Raw genomic sequence first — 16,663 nt, 5'->3', positions numbered from 1 at the left:
AGTAACCACGATGGTCGAATCTAATATAATAATCATCAATAAACTCGGCCTGCACGCCCGTGCAGCTGCAAAATTAGTAGCCACAGCTGGCGCTTTTGGCTCCAGTATTCAAATCGGTGTCAGAGACAAGTCTGTCGACGGCAAGAGCATTATGGCCGTCATGATGTTGGCCGCAAACAAGGGTACCGAGATTACCGTGCGATGTGATGGCGAAGATGAACAGGCAGCCCTATCTGCGGTACTCGATATTATTTCTCAACGTTTCGGCGAGGCAGAATAATACGTCTTATATGACTTATTTGTGCTGCTAGCTCGGTGCTGCCGATTGTTGCAGGCATCACTTTAAAGGATAATCGCTTCAGACTTTCTTCCACTTAACGGCTCAGGCTAGGGATAGGTATGGCCCAGACTGCTGACAAGCTTCAAACCGAGAGCCAGCTAAAAACCCTGAACGACGCCTTGGGGTCTGGCGGCTTCCTGCAAATTCGCCGCATGTTAAACGGTTTGCCCTCCGCCGATGCAGCCCATTTAATAGAATCAACGCCGCACAAAATTCGTAGTGTGTTGTGGCAGCTCATCGATATTGAGAATGAAGGCGACATTCTCCAGCATCTTAACGATGAAGTTCAGAGCCAGTTCCTGCGCCAAATGGACGCGGAAGAAGTCGCGACTATTACCGAAGGGCTCGAAGCGGATGATATCGCTGATATCCTCCAGCAATTACCCGACCGAGTAATTCGCGAAGTCCTCGACTCCATGGATCACCAAGATCGGATTCGAGTCGAGCATGTGATGTCCTACGACGAGGACACTGCCGGTGGTTTGATGAACACCGACACTATCACCGTCCGGCCAAATATCACTCTTGATGTTGCGCTCCGCTATCTGCGCCGCCACGAACAGCTGCCAGAAATGACCGACAGTCTGCTTGTCGTTAACCGCAACGATCAGTACATCGGGGTATTGTCGCTGCGTAAGCTTTTGGTATCTGACCCCAGTGTCACGGTTCGCGAGATCATGGATACCGAGGTGGAACCCATTCCAGCAAGGATGTCATCGCGCGAAGTTGCCACACTCTTCGCACGACACGACTGGGTATCCGCACCCGTCGTCGATGAAAATAGCTTATTACTTGGCCGTATCACCATCGATGACGTGGTCGATGTTATCCGAGAAGAGTCTGATCACTCATTAATGAGCATGGCCGGTTTGGACGAAGACGAAGACACTTTCGCCGCTGTTCTAACCACTGCACCGCGACGCGCTGTATGGCTTGGTATTAATTTACTGACCGCATTTATCGCCTCGGCGGTGATTAATTTATTTGAAGGCACCATCGAAAAAGTCGTTGCCCTGGCGGTTTTGATGCCGATAGTGGCTAGTATGGGTGGTGTCGCCGGCACCCAGACCCTAACGGTAGTTATTCGCGGTATGGCCCTGGGTCACATTAGCCCAGATAACCGCCGCTGGTTAATAAATCGAGAGATGGCGGTCGGCGCTATTAACGGCGTGGTTTGGGCTATTGTTGTGGCTGCGGCCACTACCCTGTGGTTCGACGACCCCTTGATGGGCGGCATTATCGGTGCAGCAATCATTATCAATTTAATTACCGCCGCACTAGCTGGCGCGGTATTACCACTGGCCATGAAATCACTGAATATTGATCCCGCCTTGGCGGGCGGCGTGGTACTGACCACCGTCACTGACGTGATTGGGTTTTTATCATTTCTCGGTCTTGCCAGTTATTTTTATGGTTAAACCAAAAAACACTATTAGATAACTAAACGGATCGCACTGTGACCGAATCAGAATTAGAACGCCCAAGTAAAACCGCCGTTAAAAAGGAAATGCAGGCACTGCAAAACCTAGGCGAGCAACTGGTAAAACTTAGTAACAATGAGCTGGCAAAAATTCCAGTTCACGACGAGCATCTCTCAGAGGCGATCGCCACCGCGAGACGCCTAACCAGTCGTGAAGGGCTGCGCCGCCAGTTACAATACATTGGCAAGCTAATGCGCGGCATTGATCTGTCAGAGATTGAGGCTGGTTTAGCTAGGCGCGACGAAGGTCAGCGCGAACTCGCCAGAGCGTTTCACAATCTTGAGGCCTTACGGGATGAGATTGCAGACGGCGGCTTGCCGGCAATTGATGGAGTAGTTGAACAATTTCCCGACGCCGATCGTCAACGCCTGAGAACGCTGGTCTTACAAATCGCCAAAGACGCGAAAGCGAACAAGCCCCCCGCCGCTAAACGCAAACTATTTCAGTATTTAAAAGAACTACAGGAACACCAAGCCAAAGATTGACACTGCTATCTATACGCGGCGGTGCTGAGCAACGGGCATCCGTCGCCTCAGCGCCGTCTGCTCTGTCTGATCGTAGCTTGCAATAACACAAGCCTCACCCAGCCCAGCTTCTGCTAATACTCGACCCCAGCTGTCGACAATAACTGAGCCGCCCGATGTTTGGCGCTTGCTATCATGGATTCCCCCTTGGTTTGCCGCCACCACCAGACATTGATTTTCTATCGCCCGCGCGCGCAACAACGGTAGCCAATGGGCCCAGCCGGTATTGCGTGTAAATGCAGAGGGTAAAACAATAATATCCATGCTCAAGTCGAGCATACCGCGAAACATTTCAGGGAAGCGCAAATCATAACAAACGGCGAGGCCAATACGTCCCAGCGCAGACTCCACGACCACCAGCTGATCGCCAGGCGCATAGCTATCGGATTCCCGATAACTACCCTGAGCGTCGCCTACATCGGCATCAAATAAATGAATTTTTCGGTAGCGCCCAAGGCATGCGCCATCTGCACCGTAGACAAATGACGTTGCATACACCCGACCATCTTCCGCGGGAAGCGGAATAGTGCCTCCCACCAGGGTAATGCCATATTTCACCGACAAGCCAGCAAGAAAGCTTTGTAAAGCGCCAGTTTTCGCTTCCTCAGCCGCCAGTTCAAAAATCTTCTTACTTCCAAATAGAGCAAAATTTTCTGGCAGTACCGCTAATGTTGCCCCGCTGGCAGCGGACTCTGCAACGAGCGATTCAGCTCGCAGCAAATTCTCACTCAAGTGGATTGTTGACACCATTTGCAGAGCCGCAACTTTGCTTGTGGAACGCGAATCAGACATAGCCTTCTCCAGTGCTCACAGCGGTAATCGGCAGTGAGCACACCTTCACTCAAGCGACTCACTGATAAGGTCTTCGGCCTGCTGAACACCGCCATTGTCGACATCAAAGATATTTCTAAACGTTAATTCAGGCTGCTGAATAGTCCCCGAAATATCATAAACTGCACTTGAAAAGCTATCGACCTGCTCCTCAAAAACCTTGGTTACCACATAGGCGCCCGCCGCTGCGGGCAAGCCACCCACCAGTGCAACGACCCACGGTAGATTACTTCCTACAGGCAGTGTTGCCACCAAGCGAAGTGCGGGCACATCGGTATTCAAATCAATAATACCCGTCATCTGAAACCGGCTAGACGGTCCTTTTATATCTAAGGGCTGCTGCAGACGCACAATACCATCGTAAAGATTTAAATCGCCACGCATCGAATCAAAGTAAATACCCTTGCGAAATACATCGCGAAAATCAAACTTCAGCCGCCGCACGACGTTAGCCATATTAAAGATACTGAACAACCGCAATGCGCCACTGGCAGCATCAGAGGTCTTTAAAAAACGGCCGTCTTCAAAGCTAAAACTAAAACTGCCATCGCTACGCAGAATATCCCACTGCGCCGGAGAACCCGGCCAAAGCATATCCACATCGAAATCACCGCGCTTTGTTTCCATCACCTTAGAGTAGCCGAACTCCGTCAAAACCGCCCCTAGGTCTTGCACGCCAAACTTACCACGCAGCTGCGATGACTGAGTGCCCGCAGCATCTTGCAACCAGTGCAAACTACTAGTATCGGCCTCCCGCGCCAGTGAAATGCCGCGAAGCTGCCCGCGCAGATCAATAAAATGCGCACCGTATTCATCGGTGCGCAAATCAAAGCCAACACTGCCCCACGCCTCACCGCCGACCGAAAGATTGGCAATATCAACGTCGACATTCATTAAACTCCGGGGATTCAAATCCGTCACCGCCGCTGCTGGGCTGTCGTCAAAGGCTGGCAGCGCCAATTTATCTAGGACCACTGACGCAAGGATTGATGAATTATTTTGCGGAAAAATAAATTCACCCACAAGCTCCTGACTGTCTACCCGCAACTGCCAACGTTCAACATTTTCGGTGAGTGTCAGCCGAACATTTTTTAAAAGATGATCAAAAATATCGACATCATCAATATGGAGGTCGTTAACTGCCAAGACCATTCCGGCGCTGTCGCTAACCGGCACGGTCGCCATATATTGATTGGCAATCCGCTGCCACTGCCCGAAGGTGGCAAAATCCACACGACCGCTAACATTAAATTGTCCCAGTGACGGACGCGACACCGGCGCATCGACATCACCACTGCCCAATGTCAAATTAACACCGAATACAGTGCCCGCATTCAAGCCCAAGTCCATATTAAATTGATCTTGCAGTGCCAAGCTCATGATACTGTCATCATTGAGGGGCAGTGAAATATGCAATTGTTGCTTTGACTCTGCGGGCTTATAAAAAGGTTGCGGCAGGGATATCTCTACCCCTTGCAGATCAGAGGTCACCGTCAGGCCCGGCGTTTCTCCCCCCGCTTGAATGTGTATGCCGATATCACTACTACCCCTAAAAAACTGCAACGCTGGCACGCCCAACCAGTGCTCAATATTTCTTGTCGCTATGCTAGTGGCGATATCAACGTCGACTCGGCCACCACTCTGACTAATAGATGCCGTCAAAGGCCGATAAAAAGCCATCGCCCGCAAATTATCACTGCTTAAGCCACTGTCAGACTCATAGCTCAAATGCCCCTTAGCGTCACTCAAGCTCAAGCGATAATCTGGCAAACCCAGCATACTAAAATCAATATCGGTCTCGACACGAATCTTGGGAATAAGCTCATCAACAAGGGGCAAATGCAGTCCAAAATCGACCCGCGCATCGCCCTCTCCCGTCCATGAGTCAAAGATGTTTCCAATATAAGAATGTAAGGGCGTATCAATCAATAAACGCTTTATTTGCGTGAAATTGGGATTCGCAGAAGTCGCAACATCTAGCGCCGCATAGCCACTGGGCGACGGCTGAATGCCAACATCCAAGGGGCCCAGCGACAGCCCATCTATCATTGCTGAATCCGATATGGCGATGACATCCCCATTGTCAATAAGCACCGATGCTTGCAGTGCTTCGACCGAGGGCCAATCATTTTGAAACCGAAGTTCAATGTCAGCAAGATCAAGATCTAACTGGACCGAAGGACCCTGCTCCGCACCTGCCAGCAGCGAACCATGATAGATAAACCCTGCGCTATTAATGTAGCCCCCACGAATACTGTCTGCCAACCAGGCATGAAGGCCATCGCTAAATACATTAGGCGTATAAACCCCGTGCCGAGTGGCGTCGACATCCCGCGCGCCAATCATTAAGGTCATCATCGGATCTTGCTTAGCATCCTTCTGCAAGGGCAAATCCAAACGCAGCATTGCCGACATCGGCTTGCCGTTAGTTTCGGCGCTGATTAAACCACTGTGCAGACCTAAGCGCTGATCGTCATAATTCCATCGCAACTCGGCCTTAACATCGTTCAACTGAAAGGCGTCATCATACAAATTGGGAAAGGCCAAGGACAGCGCTTCAGCATCGACCATCAATAAACCTTGTCCGGGCCTGACCTCAAGATATCCGCTCAAGCCGTCTGCGCCCGGCGCCCCCTGCCAAGGCGCCACACTTAACTCAGAGGCCTCAGCCCTAAGCACAAAACTATCAATACCCGAGTCCGCAGTATAGAGATCAAACTGAATATGATTTAGATGCCCCTCCGGCGCCAAATCCAACAGCACGTTTTGTAAGTACTCGGGCAATATATCGCTCTGTGTAAGCAGTGCTTTGGTGGCTCCAATCTCAAGCTGTGGCAGCGTAAAACGCCACAGTGTATTCTCTGGATGGCGCACGGATATGCCGGCCAAATTTAGGTAATGATCTCGCCACCGGGCGCCGAACTCGCTAAAACTGATGCGCCAGAAGCCATCGCGATGGCTGCCAGCAAAACGCATATTAACGTCTTCAAGCAAGGCGTCGTCGACACCCCACAATACGCCAACTGCCAGCTCGGGCGCGTTGAGCACACCACTTACACTAATGCGCTGCCCACGTCGCCAGCTCATCCATAGCTCGCCACTCACCTCGCTATCAAACAAGGGGGCGTTCTGTTGGAAGAGGGGTGCTATTGCCGACAAGCGACTGCCATCAATGACCATATAGGCGCTGGCACTAAACTTCTGAATATTGCGCGGATCGCCATAGGCTTCCAGCAACAACTGAATATCGCCGTCGCTGTCAGTGTTGAGCTGTGCGTAGACACGTCGAAATTTATCGTCGCTACGCAGTGAAAAATCGCGGCTACTGACGTGTGTCACTTCGCCATTTTGGTAGCGCAGCTTCACCGCGAACAAACCCAGACCCGCACTTCGAACACCCAAGACAGAATCAATCAGCATCTCGGGATTGCCACTGGCACCCTCGTCGCTCACCAAGCCTGGAATATGCCAGCGGCCCTCGCTGTTTTCCTCAAGCTCCACGCTAAGCGTGCCGGCCTGAATTTGACGGATCTTGGGTGTGCCGGTCAGCAGTGAAGACAGTACATCTATTTCTATACGGGCATGATCAAGGTGAACCGCGCTATCACGGCCAAGGCTAAAATCACTGATATCAATAATCGGAGACAGTCCCGCCCAGCTGCCCTGCATACGGGCCGCCTGCATACTGATACCAGTGAAGACTTCAATACGTTGAAAAATATCTTCCTGATAGCGGTCGACCAAGCCAATATATTGGCGGCCGAGACTTGCATACAAGGCCAAGACGACGAGTAGCACCAAGGCGGCGCCCCAGGTGAATGCGTAGAGCTGGCGGATTGCTCGCATGAGCATCAGTCACCACCCACGATTACCAGCTACCGAGATTAGAGCAACACGACATCATATTGCTCCTGTGTGTAAACGGCCTCCACCTGAAAACGAATACTCGCGCCAATAAACTCTTCTAAATCTGCCACGTTAGCCGACTCCTCGTCAATCAGGCGGTCTACAACCTCCTGCGATGCGAGTACCAGCAAACGCTTACTTTCGTAGGCTCGGGATTCACGCAAAATCTCCCGGAACACCTCATAACAGACCGTTTCAGGGGACTTTAAGGAGCCCCTACCGTGACAGTAGTGGCAGGTTTCACAGAGGATATGCTCTAGGCTTTCGCGGGTACGTTTGCGTGTCATTTCGACCAGGCCCAGCTCAGACACACCTGTAATCGAGGTCTTTGCGTAATCTTTTTCCATTGCTCGCTCCAGTGCACGCAGCACTTGGCGACGATGCTCTGGATCTTTCATATCAATGAAATCGATAATAATAATACCGCCAAGATTTCGCAGCCGCAGCTGACGGGCCAGCGCAGCGGTAGCCTCAAGATTGGTTTTAAATATAGTTTCTTCTAAGTTGCGATGACCAACAAAAGCACCAGTATTAATATCGATGGTACTCATTGCCTCGGTTTGATCAACGATAAGATAGCCGCCAGACTTAAGCTCTACCTTTCGTCCCAACGCTTTCTGAATTTCATCTTCCACACCATAGAGATCAAATATCGGCCGCTCACCAGGATAGTATTCAAGTTGCGAGCTTATCTCAGGTAAATAGTCCTCAGCGAACTGGGCCACGCGCTGAAAACTTTCGCGAGAGTCGATACGGATTTTCTCTAGACCCGGCCGCACCAGGTCGCGCATTGTGCGCATAAACAGCGGTAAATCTTCGTATATTACACTGGGTGCTACGTCGCGCTTCATGCGGCGCTCCACCGCCGCCCACAGCCGCTTTAAAAACTGAACATCGGCGCACAACTCATCCTCGCCAGCGCCCTCGGCCGCTGTGCGCAAAATATAACCGTCGCGTAAATCTTCGTCGTCGACACGCGCCGCCGCTTCCAGCACCTCACGCAAGCGCTGCCGTTCCTCTTCATCATCAATCCGATGAGAAACACCAATATGCGCCGCTCCAGGCATATAGACCAAATACCGTGACGACACCGACAAGCGAGTCGTTAAGCGCGCGCCTTTGGTACCCATAGGGTCTTTGCTCGCTTGAACAGTGAGCAGCTGCCCCTCGCGAATTTTAGTGCGTATATCCGCATGCTCGCCAGTATCGGTATCTAAACAGGCAATATCTGAAGCGTGAATAAAACTGGTGCGCTCTAAGCCAATATCAACAAAAGCGGCCTGCATACCGGGCAAAACCCGCACGACCTTACCCTGATAGATATTTCCCACAATGCCACGTGAACGACTGCGCTCAATATACACTTCTTGGAGCACGCCGTTCTCGACCACCGCGACACGGGTTTCTACCGGTGTAACATTGATTAGTATCTCTTCACTCATTCCCTGGCTCTAAAGTCATTCCGGTTTTTCTCAGCAAAACCGCGGTTTCATATAAAGGCAAACCCATCACACCAGAATAGCTACCACTCAAGTGCTTCACAAAGCACCCCGCCGCACCTTGGATACCATACGCGCCGGCCTTGTCGTCAGCATCACCGCTGTCAACGTAAGTGCCTATCTCGGCGGTTGTCAACGCCGCAAACGCCACATCAGTGACACTCAATTGGAATTCTAGGCGGTCGCGATGATGCACAGCAACTGCGGTCATAACTTGATGGTTGCGGTCACTAAGCCCCGCTAGCATCACCTTAGCATGTTGACGACTTAAGGGCTTTCCCCAAATTTCGCCGTCAACAATAACCGAGGTGTCTGCAGCCAGCACAATGCGATCGGAAAATAGCGCGGCTACCGCCGCCACTTTTTCTTTAGCCATGCGCTGAACGTAATCAATGGCGGCTTCGCCCTCTCGCGGAGTCTCATCAATATCAGCCGCTACTACCTGAAAAGGGACACCAATTTGAGCAAGTAATTCAGCACGCCGCGGCGAGGCCGAAGCAAGAATAATTGGAGGACTAGAGTCCATCGCTAAAAGACCGTGAAAGCGCGCTGAAACCACGCTACTAGCGGTCGCACAAGCATCCACAATAGCCCGGTAGTTAAAGCAGGTAGAAATATCAGCCAATGGGTGTGCGCGACACCGTTGATATTCTCGGCCCACTGATTAACTAAAATATGGAAAAGTTCGAGTAACAACACAAAGGCGGCCTGCTTACGTAGACTAAACATCCGTAAACGTTGATAAGACACTTGAATAATGTAGGCGATAACCGCGAAGGCAAAGGCATTTTGGCCCAGCACCGCTCCCTGTAAAATATCCAGCAAAATACCGCACAGCCAGCACACTATCACACCAACCCGCTCCGGCAGCGCCAGCAGCCAGTAAACTAATATAAGTAGTAGCCAATCCGGCCTAGCCCACGCGAGACTTGGACCAAGGGGGAAAATACTGAGCAATAATGCAATAAATATGGTGACAACAACAAACCACAGGCCATGCGCATGCGAGTCCATGCGCTACTCCTCTATCTTCTGCTCACTGAAAACCAGTAAGACGTTGCGACTGCGATCTAGCTTAGCCATGGGACGGGCACGCACTTCAGCAAAGGGTTTGCCGGGATCAATCGACACTTCAATCACTTCGCCAACTGGATAACCGCTGGGGAATCTGCCACCTAAGCCAGAACTTACCAACAGGTCGCCAACTTGAATATCTGTGGTGGCGGCCACGTGGGTCAATGCCAACTCATCAATAAGCCCGGTGCCTTCAGCAATCGCCCGCAAGCCATTGCGACTTACCCGGACCGGCAGAGCATGAGCACTATCGGTAATGAGTAATACCCGACTCTGCAATAAGCCCACCTCGGTAATTTGCCCTAGTAGTCCATTAGAATCAATTACCGGCTGCCCGACAAAAGCCCCGTCACGACTGCCCTTATCGACCAAGAGTTGATGGCGATTGGGATCCGACGCCACGGCGACAACCTCAGCCACAACCACCGTGTCATTGACTAGTTCAGCAGAATTCATCAATTCACGAAGACGGACATTCTCAGCGCGCAATTCGATGTATTTTTGAAGTTTGGCGTTGAGAATAAGAGATTCAGATTGCAGGCGTTCGTTATCTGCCACTAATTCGCTGCGGCTACTCCAGGAATCACTAAATTGGTTCACCATGCGAGTCGGAATATCCACCACCCAGTAAAAAGGGGCCGCAACAAGTGACAGCTGAGTTCGCAAGGGCGCCATAAAATCGAGGCGCTGCCCAATCAAAATCAACACCAGGGCAACACCACCGAAAATCAGCAATCGGCCGCCTACAGACGACTCATTGGAAAATACCGGTTTAATTGCTGCTTCCTCCCTCTATAGGGCGAATCACTATTACTCAGCAGACAATATATCAAGATGATGGCGATCCATCATCTCTAGGGCTTTACCACCGCCACGCGCAACACAGGTTAAAGGGTCTTCAGCAATAATTACTGGTAGCGCACTCTCGTCAGCAATTAACTGATCAATACCGCGCAACAGAGCGCCACCACCGGTCAACACAATACCGGTTTCAGCAATATCTGCCGCCAATTCTGGGGGCGATTGCTCCAATGCGCGCTTCACGCCCTGGATAATAACTTGCAGCGGCTCTTGCAGCGCTTCTAAAATTTCATCGCTGTTTAAAGTAAAGCGGCGCGGAATACCTTCTGCCAAATTCCGGCCACGCACATCGATTTCACGGAGTTCACTACCGGGGTAGGCACAGCCAATTTCTTTCTTAATACGCTCGGCCGTCGCATCGCCAATCAAGCTGCCATAGGTACGGCGCACATGAGTAACGATAGCTTCATCAAAACGGTCACCGCCCACTCGCACGGAATCTGAATACACCACGCCATTCAAAGAGATAATAGCGATTTCAGTAGTACCACCGCCGATATCCACTACCATCGAGCCCGACGCTTCATCAACGCGCAAACCCGCGCCAATTGCCGCAGCCATTGGCTCTTCAATCAAACGTACTTCCCGCGCACCCGCGCTAAGAACAGACTCACGAATAGCTCTGCGCTCTACCTGCGTGCTTTTGCAGGGCACACTGACTAGCACACGCGGACTTGGACGAATAAAACTGTTCTGATGCACTAATTTGATAAAATGCTGAAGCATTTTTTCGGTAACCTGAAAATCAGCAATCACGCCGTCTTTTAGAGGGCGAATGGCCGTGATATTACCGGGCGTACGCCCAAGCATACGTTTGGCTTCCATACCCACGGCTTCAATTGTTTTTTGACCATTATGTACACGGATAGCCACTACCGAGGGTTCATCTAGAACAATCCCCTGACCACGCACGTAAATAAGAGTATTTGCTGTTCCCAGATCAATAGAGAGATCATTAGAAAACAGGCCGCGAATTCGTTTAAACATGATTCATTGTCACCTTATACAGCCCCGTTTTTTGGGCGGCGGCCAGGCTAATCGGACCGGGAGCGATTGCCACCCAGTAACATCACGAGGCGCTAATTTAAAAACTTTGCCACTCTATCAACGGCAGGGATTTAGGGCAAGGCGCAAATATGATAACTTTAACGGTTTACTGGCAACCTTATAGCAATTCCAGCGCAGACGTCATTTTTGCCTAGCGGAAATCTGCCGGTGTTATCACAAAATTAGCTTCAAAAAAGGTAGAGCATGAGCTTAGACCAGAACGACATTACAAAGTTAGCACGACTGGCGAGAATCAATATCGCCGAAACAGAAACTGCCGAACTCAGCCAACGCATTGGCGATATTCTTAATATGGTCGACGCGATGCAAGCCGTAGACACTAGCCACGTAGTTCCAATGGCAAATCCGCATGATGCCGTTCAACGTCTGCGTGCCGACGAGGTCAGCGAAACCGATCAGCGCGAGCGTTTTCAAAAGATCGCACCGCAAACCGCCGACGGTTTGTATTTAGTACCTCAAGTCATTGAATAGAGCGCTGCTGTTTATTACAACAACACACCATATTTACCGCCGCACCCTAATTCGACAGACATAACGAGTAATCCCAACTATGCCCAACCATACGATTGCCGATATTCTTCGCGGACTGGAAGCAAAAACATTTTCCAGCGAAGAAATTACCCAGCAATATCTCGACACCATTGCCAAACACGACAGCAAGTACAACAGTTTTATCACCGTGACCGCCGAGCAAGCCCTTGCGCAGGCTCGCGCAGCTGATGCAGCAAGACAAAACGGTAACGCTGGCCCCCTCTGTGGCGTGCCCATTGCACATAAAGATATTTTTTGTACTGAGGGCGTACGCACTAGCTGCGCCTCAAAAATGCTGGATAATTTCATTGCGCCCTACAACGCTACCGTTGTTGAGCGGCTCGCCCACGCCGGGGTGGTAACGCTGGGTAAAACTAATCTCGACGAATTCGCCATGGGCTCGTCGAATGAAACCAGTTTTTATGGTGCGGTACGCAACCCCTGGAATACCGACTGCGTACCCGGCGGCTCGTCCGGCGGATCAGCAGCCGCCATTGCCGCAGGACTTGCCCCCGCGGCCACTGGCACCGACACCGGCGGTTCTATTCGCCAACCGGCAGCGCTGTGCGGCCTCACAGGCTTAAAACCCACCTACGGCCGTGTGTCTCGCTACGGTATGATCGCGTTCGCGTCCAGCCTTGACCAAGGTGGGCCAATGGCTAAAACCGCCGAAGACAATGCTTTGCTGCTGCAATCGATGGCGGGATTTGATCACCGTGACAGCACCAGCATGAATTTAGCCGTGCCGGATTACAGCGCTGGACTCAGCAAAGACCTGCGCGGACTAAAGATCGGCGTACCAAAAGAATATTTCAGTGACGGACTGGATCCAGAGATAGCATTAGCTGTGGAAGCCTCACTCGATGAATACCGGAAGATGGGCGCAGAAATAAAATCGATTAGCCTGCCCCATACCCACTTAGCGGTGCCTTGTTACTATATTATTGCGCCCGCTGAAGCATCGACTAATCTATCCCGTTTTGATGGCGTCCGATATGGATATCGCTGCGAGAACCCAAAAGACTTGGACGACCTTTATACACGTACCCGCGCCGAAGGTTTTGGGGAAGAAGTGAAGCGCCGAATTCTGATTGGCACCTATGCATTATCCTCAGGTTTTTATGATGCCTACTACCGCAAAGCGCAACAAATTCGTCGCCTTATCAAACAAGACTTTGATGAAGCCTTTAAGTCTGTCGATATTATTGCCGGCCCCACCACTCCGAACCCAGCCTTTGCCCTCGGTGAGAAAGTCAGCGACCCGGTCACTATGTACCTAGAGGACATCTACACTATCGCCGTCAACTTGGCGGGGCTTCCGGCAATATCGCTGCCCGTTGGTTTTACCCAAGGCAAACCCATCGGCCTACAACTAATTGGTCGCGACTTTGACGAAACCACCCTGCTCGCCGCTGCGCATCAATACCAACAGCGCAGCGACTGGCACCAACAAGCCGCTCCCGGCAGCGTATAAGGAAAGCGACTATGGAATGGGAAGTTGTAATTGGTCTGGAAATTCACGTCCAGCTCACCACAAAATCTAAAATTTTCTCTGGCTCAAGCACCGCTTTCGGTGCCGATGCCAACACCCAAGCTAACGCTGTTGATCTGGCGATGCCCGGCACATTGCCGGTACTAAATGAGCAAGCCGTAAACAAGGCCATCCTATTCGGTCTAGCTATTAATGCAGATATTTGCCGCGATTCGGTTTTTGACCGCAAAAACTATTTCTACCCAGATTCGCCCAAGGGCTATCAAACCACCCAGATGGACTTTCCTATCGTCGGTGCCGGCGTTGTAGAAATCACCTTGAGCGACGGCAGTACCCGCAATATTCGCGTGCACCACGCCCACCTTGAGGAAGATGCTGGTAAATCACTGCACGAAGACTATCACGGTATGTCGGGTATCGATCTTAACCGCGCCGGCACTCCGTTGATTGAAATTGTCTCTGAGCCTGATATGCGCAGTGCCGAAGAAGCAGTGGCGTATCTGCGGAAAATTCATTCTATTGTCACTTACATCGGCATCTCTGACGGCGATATGTCCCAGGGCTCCATGCGCTGTGACGCCAATGTCTCAATTCGCCCCAAGGGCCAAGCCGAGTACGGCACCCGCGCCGAATTGAAGAATATCAACTCTTTCCGCTTTGTCGAACGGGCAATCAAAGTTGAAGTCTTGCGCCAAATTGAACTTATCGAAGACGGCGGTAAAGTCCGGCAAGAAACCCGCCTCTACGACAGCGATAAAAATGAAACCCGCCCGATGCGGAGCAAAGAAGAAGCCAACGACTACCGCTACTTCCCCTGCCCTGACTTACTGCCGGTACATGTTGAACAGTCTTTAATCGACGAGCTACAGGCGTCTATGCCGGAACTACCTGATGCCAAGCGCGACCGCTTTGAAAGTGAGTTCGGCCTGTCAGCCTACGACGCGGCGTTACTAACCGGAGAGCGCCCGGTTGCCGACTATTTTGAAACCGTTGCCGATAAGGCCGGCGACGCCAAACTCGCTGCTAACTGGGTAAACGGTGAATTGTCAGCTGCGCTAAATCGCGACAATCTAAGCATTCAAGCTAGTCCCGTCAGCGCAGAGCAACTTGGCGGTTTAATTCAACGTATTCGCGACAATAGCATTTCCGGCAAAATCGCCAAGCAAGTCTTTGACGCACTGTGGAATAAAGAGGGCGATAGTGCCGACGCGATTATTGACAGCAAAGGCTTGAAGCAAGTCTCTGATAGCGGCGCATTAGGCGCCATGGTAGACGAAGTACTTGCCGCCAACCCCGACCAAGTTGAGCAGTTCCGCGCTGCCGATGAGGGCAAACGCAAAAAAATGCTTGGCTTTTTTGTTGGTCAAATCATGAAAGCTTCTAAGGGCCAAGCCAACCCCGGTGTCATCAATTCACTTTTGAACGAAAAACTTGGCAACTAAGCAGGCCAACACTAACAGGGTAGACACGACGTTATGAAGAAAGACAAAGAAAAGGTACTCGATGAAGTTTGGACTGAATCACGCGTGCGTGAGTTTCTAGATTCCGAGCCCAAATCCGGCACCAACCGCGACTTCCACGCACTACTAAAGGCCTATCAAAGTATGCGCGCCGAAGATTTTGAATTGTTTATTGGCATGTTCCTGGAAACCGGCCGCGATCTCAACGCCACTGACAAAAACGGCCGCACCGCACTCAGTTACGCTAAAGAGCACCGTAATTCTGGCGAGCACGTTGCCGCGCTTGAAGCTAAAGGAGCAATTTAAACTCCAGCTCTAGTTAGTCTATAAACTGCGACCGCGGGCTAAGCGGTCGCGGTTTTCTTGCTTCTTATTTTCACTCTTGCGCAACATTATATAAACCGCACCTGCACCGCCATGCTGTATTTGCGCAATGCAAAATCCCTGCACCTCGTCCATTTCCGGCAGCCAACGGTTTACATAAGATTTGAGTACCGCCCCTTTAGACCCGTTGTGATGACCACGGCCGTGCACAATCATCACAGTGCGTAAGTCGGCTTTCATCGCCTCACGAATAAACTCAAACACCTGCAAGCGCGCTTGCTCAATAGTCATCTTATGTAAATCCAGACGCGCCTCAATCGCATACTTACCCTGCTTTAAGCGGCGAAACACACCGTGTTGGACCCCTTCCCGGCGAAATTCCAACACGTAGTAGGGATCTAATAACTCAATATCCGAGCTTGATAAAAAATTGCGGGCCTCACTTGCCGCGGTCGCTGCAGCGCGCCGAGCCGCAATATTTACTTCGCTGCTACTATCCTTTCTAATGGCGACCCGCTGCTCGACGACAAGCGGTTTGACACCAGCCATCTCTTCAGCGAACAATTCATCGTCGCTCATACTCACCTCCATCAGCGCAAAAGGAATGAAAAATGTCTATCACCAGCCCCGCATCCCATTTCGACCCCAAGCGCTGCCCGCTTTGCGAACAAGACAATCAATGCGCCGTTGCTGCCGGCAATGAGTCATCAAACTGCTGGTGTATGGCTGTCAAAATTGACCAACAAGCCAAAAATCGGGCCAATACTGGCGACTGCGAAAAACGCTGTCTCTGCCAACAATGTGGTAGCTCTTTTTAATAATGCGCTAAGCTATTCATAGTTCTCTGCCATTTTTTCATAGCGGGCACACTCGGGCGTAGCGCTGTCTTCCATATTCTCAATCTCGTCACAACTGAGCCCAGTCATGGATTTTAAGCACGCCGCAGCGGAACTGTATAAAGGATGCTTAGATACCACGCCATCAAATTGCTGCTGGAGCGATACGCACATACCATCAAGACTCGCTGTGACCATCGCCCGCATATCCGGAGATAAGTCCACTTGGCCCATATTTTTCATTGCGCAAGACTTAATTTTCTCGCACATCTTATTGTAGGAGTCCGCCATATCGTCAGCCTGCAACTGAAGGGACACCCCAAGCAAGATTCCAAGCCCTGCAGCATATAACGCTCTCACTGTACTTACCCCTCTGTCAGATTTTCTCACCCGACAAATCAATTCTTGAGACGCCGGGGGTTTTACCAAGCTAGCG

At 51.1% G+C, this 16,663-nt stretch carries 17 protein-coding genes; 8 read left to right on the top strand and 9 right to left on the bottom strand.

Translation table 11 applies throughout. The annotated features are described in order from the left end of the window. The first annotated feature begins 10 nt into the window (after positions 1-10). From AB4875_RS05605 to yjgA, 3 genes are all read left to right on the top strand, one after another. Complete coding sequence (locus tag AB4875_RS05605) at positions 11-280, top strand: HPr family phosphocarrier protein (protein WP_368375068.1); 270 nt, start codon at positions 11-13, stop codon at positions 278-280. A 119-nt stretch (positions 281-399) separates the two neighbouring features. Next, positions 400-1,758, top strand: a complete 1,359-nt coding sequence (gene mgtE, locus AB4875_RS05600; protein WP_368375067.1) for a magnesium transporter — start codon at positions 400-402, stop codon at positions 1,756-1,758. Positions 1,759-1,796: 38 nt separating this feature from the next. Beyond that, entirely contained in the window at positions 1,797-2,306 is a 510-nt protein-coding gene (gene yjgA / locus AB4875_RS05595) for a ribosome biogenesis factor YjgA (protein ID WP_368375066.1), read from the top strand. 9 nt (positions 2,307-2,315) lie between these two features. Here yjgA and AB4875_RS05590 read toward each other — a convergent pair whose 3' ends face one another. Genes AB4875_RS05590 through AB4875_RS05560 form a run of 7 tightly spaced genes read right to left on the bottom strand, consistent with a single transcriptional unit; the run spans position 2,316 to position 11,503 of the window. Continuing rightward, the gene (locus AB4875_RS05590) at positions 2,316-3,137 is read right to left on the bottom strand and encodes a carbon-nitrogen hydrolase family protein (RefSeq protein ID WP_368375065.1); all 822 of its coding nucleotides are present in this window, start codon (positions 3,135-3,137) and stop codon (positions 2,316-2,318) included. A 45-nt stretch (positions 3,138-3,182) separates the two neighbouring features. Further along, positions 3,183-7,022 (bottom strand): YhdP family protein, encoded by a 3,840-nt coding sequence (locus AB4875_RS05585; RefSeq protein WP_368375064.1) that lies wholly within the window; start codon positions 7,020-7,022, stop codon positions 3,183-3,185. A gap of 38 nt (positions 7,023-7,060) precedes the next feature. Continuing rightward, on the bottom strand, positions 7,061-8,524 hold the full coding sequence (gene rng / locus AB4875_RS05580) for a ribonuclease G (RefSeq protein WP_368375063.1): 1,464 nt from the start codon (positions 8,522-8,524) through the stop codon (positions 7,061-7,063). Continuing rightward, positions 8,517-9,107 (bottom strand): Maf family protein, encoded by a 591-nt coding sequence (locus tag AB4875_RS05575; protein WP_368375062.1) that lies wholly within the window; start codon positions 9,105-9,107, stop codon positions 8,517-8,519. The genes rng and AB4875_RS05575 overlap by 8 nt, the downstream gene beginning before the upstream one ends. Positions 9,108-9,109: 2 nt before the next feature. Beyond that, a complete protein-coding gene (gene mreD, locus AB4875_RS05570) occupies positions 9,110-9,595 on the bottom strand; it encodes a rod shape-determining protein MreD (protein WP_368375061.1) in 486 nt (161 codons plus the stop codon). A 3-nt stretch (positions 9,596-9,598) separates the two neighbouring features. Further along, positions 9,599-10,432, bottom strand: coding sequence for a rod shape-determining protein MreC (mreC, locus tag AB4875_RS05565; RefSeq protein ID WP_368377051.1), 834 nt, complete (start codon positions 10,430-10,432; stop codon positions 9,599-9,601). A 33-nt stretch (positions 10,433-10,465) separates the two neighbouring features. After that, positions 10,466-11,503 (bottom strand): rod shape-determining protein, encoded by a 1,038-nt coding sequence (locus AB4875_RS05560; RefSeq protein WP_368375060.1) that lies wholly within the window; start codon positions 11,501-11,503, stop codon positions 10,466-10,468. A 264-nt stretch (positions 11,504-11,767) separates the two neighbouring features. On the opposite strand from AB4875_RS05560, the gene gatC reads away from it, so the two are divergent. The 4 genes from gatC to AB4875_RS05540 all read left to right on the top strand — a co-directional run bounded on the left by gatC (position 11,768) and on the right by AB4875_RS05540 (position 15,373). Next, a complete protein-coding gene (gene gatC, locus AB4875_RS05555; protein ID WP_368375059.1) occupies positions 11,768-12,055 on the top strand; it encodes an Asp-tRNA(Asn)/Glu-tRNA(Gln) amidotransferase subunit GatC in 288 nt (95 codons plus the stop codon). A 79-nt stretch (positions 12,056-12,134) separates the two neighbouring features. Continuing rightward, complete coding sequence (gatA, locus tag AB4875_RS05550; RefSeq protein ID WP_368375058.1) at positions 12,135-13,589, top strand: Asp-tRNA(Asn)/Glu-tRNA(Gln) amidotransferase subunit GatA; 1,455 nt, start codon at positions 12,135-12,137, stop codon at positions 13,587-13,589. A gap of 11 nt (positions 13,590-13,600) precedes the next feature. Next, on the top strand, positions 13,601-15,049 hold the full coding sequence (gene gatB, locus AB4875_RS05545; protein ID WP_368375057.1) for an Asp-tRNA(Asn)/Glu-tRNA(Gln) amidotransferase subunit GatB: 1,449 nt from the start codon (positions 13,601-13,603) through the stop codon (positions 15,047-15,049). Positions 15,050-15,082: 33 nt separating this feature from the next. Continuing rightward, the gene (locus AB4875_RS05540) at positions 15,083-15,373 is read left to right on the top strand and encodes a PA4642 family protein (RefSeq protein ID WP_368375056.1); all 291 of its coding nucleotides are present in this window, start codon (positions 15,083-15,085) and stop codon (positions 15,371-15,373) included. An 18-nt stretch (positions 15,374-15,391) separates the two neighbouring features. Here the strand turns inward: AB4875_RS05540 and smrA are convergent, their stop codons facing one another. Beyond that, positions 15,392-15,970, bottom strand: coding sequence for a DNA endonuclease SmrA (gene smrA / locus AB4875_RS05535; RefSeq protein ID WP_368375055.1), 579 nt, complete (start codon positions 15,968-15,970; stop codon positions 15,392-15,394). 32 nt (positions 15,971-16,002) lie between these two features. Here smrA and AB4875_RS05530 point away from each other — a divergent pair, with 32 nt between their 5' ends. Further along, complete coding sequence (locus tag AB4875_RS05530) at positions 16,003-16,209, top strand: cysteine-rich CWC family protein (RefSeq protein WP_368375054.1); 207 nt, start codon at positions 16,003-16,005, stop codon at positions 16,207-16,209. Positions 16,210-16,221: 12 nt separating this feature from the next. Here the strand turns inward: AB4875_RS05530 and AB4875_RS05525 are convergent, their stop codons facing one another. Beyond that, on the bottom strand, positions 16,222-16,587 hold the full coding sequence (locus AB4875_RS05525; RefSeq protein ID WP_368375053.1) for a hypothetical protein: 366 nt from the start codon (positions 16,585-16,587) through the stop codon (positions 16,222-16,224). Positions 16,588-16,663: the final 76 nt, after the last annotated feature.

It is taken from the genome of Zhongshania sp. R06B22 (genome assembly GCF_040892595.1).
Taxonomy (GTDB): domain Bacteria; phylum Pseudomonadota; class Gammaproteobacteria; order Pseudomonadales; family Spongiibacteraceae; genus Spongiibacter; species Spongiibacter arctica.
This window is presented reverse-complemented; position numbering and strand designations above follow the sequence as displayed.